Consider the following 1,061-nt stretch of genomic DNA (forward strand, 5'->3'; position numbering starts at 1 on the left):
GCGGCGCATATTGTAGACGATATTGGCCAGACCGATCCTCATGGTGGCTCGAGCGATGCCTACAGTCCGGACGAACAGCCCCGTCCGTGATTTCTGATCGGCAAAGACATGCTCGACACGCGAGCGGATAACGGACTTTCCGGCGTTGGATCTCTGAATATGCCGGGGCATGGGTTTGAGATGCGGCTTCTTGCGATGGATTTTTGAGACAAAGCCCTGCTTTTCCATAAAGTCCTCATTGGCTTTTGAACGGTAGGCTGTGTCTGCCCAGACCGGTGAGGCTGTATTGGTTTTATCAAGCAAGCCCTCTCTCAATCGCGCGCCATCACTGGCGGCGGCATCTGTCGTCTTCCATTTGCGGATCAGCCGAAACTTCCGGTCGATGGAAATATGCGACTTGTAGCCAAAGAACGGGATGGCCAGATCCGTGGAAGGGATCGTCCCGTCCTCCTGCCGTCTCGCCTTGGTGAACTTCAACGTCCAGCGCGCATGACGATCCTTGTGGGACAGCTTGGACGGCTTGTCCTGCCAGTCCTGTGGGACCTGTCCTTCCCGCAGATCCGTCTTTTCATCGTTGGTATTGCGCTGCTTTGGGGCTGCTACCAATGTCGCATCCAGGATCTGGCCTGACCATTGGCAGATAACCGGCGTTACGCAGGGTCGCGTCAAACCGCTCAAACAGTCTTTCAATCGCACCAGCCTGCATCAGACGCTCACGAAACAGCCAGACCGTTTTGGCATCAGGCACACAATCCGACAGCCCAAGCCCCAGAAAGCGCATGAAGGAGAGACAGTCGTTGATCAGGTATTCTGTCCGCTGATCGGACAGGTTGTTCAACGTCTGGATCGGATCACCAGGATTTTGAACATCAGCACCGGATCAAACGGTGGACGCCCGCCCTTGCGCCCGTCTGAATAAGCCAGAGCCTGCTCCAGATCAGGGCGGAAGACTTCAAAATCCACAGCCCGGGAAAAGGCTTCAAGTTGATCACCAAGACCGCTCAGACGCGCCAGCCGCTCCTCAACATCAAAGAAACCGGGCTGCTTCATCTTCCATCAGC

The 1,061-nt window shown here is 55.7% G+C and carries 1 pseudogene; it reads right to left on the bottom strand.

Annotation, left to right across the window (positions count from 1 at the left end):
* Positions 1–1,050, bottom strand: a pseudogene (locus tag HKD27_RS16240) (IS5 family transposase); the annotation flags it as partial.
* Positions 1,051–1,061: the final 11 nt, after the last annotated feature.

Source organism: Gluconobacter sp. R75690 (genome assembly GCF_015244525.1).
In the GTDB taxonomy this organism is placed as follows: domain Bacteria; phylum Pseudomonadota; class Alphaproteobacteria; order Acetobacterales; family Acetobacteraceae; genus Gluconobacter; species Gluconobacter potus.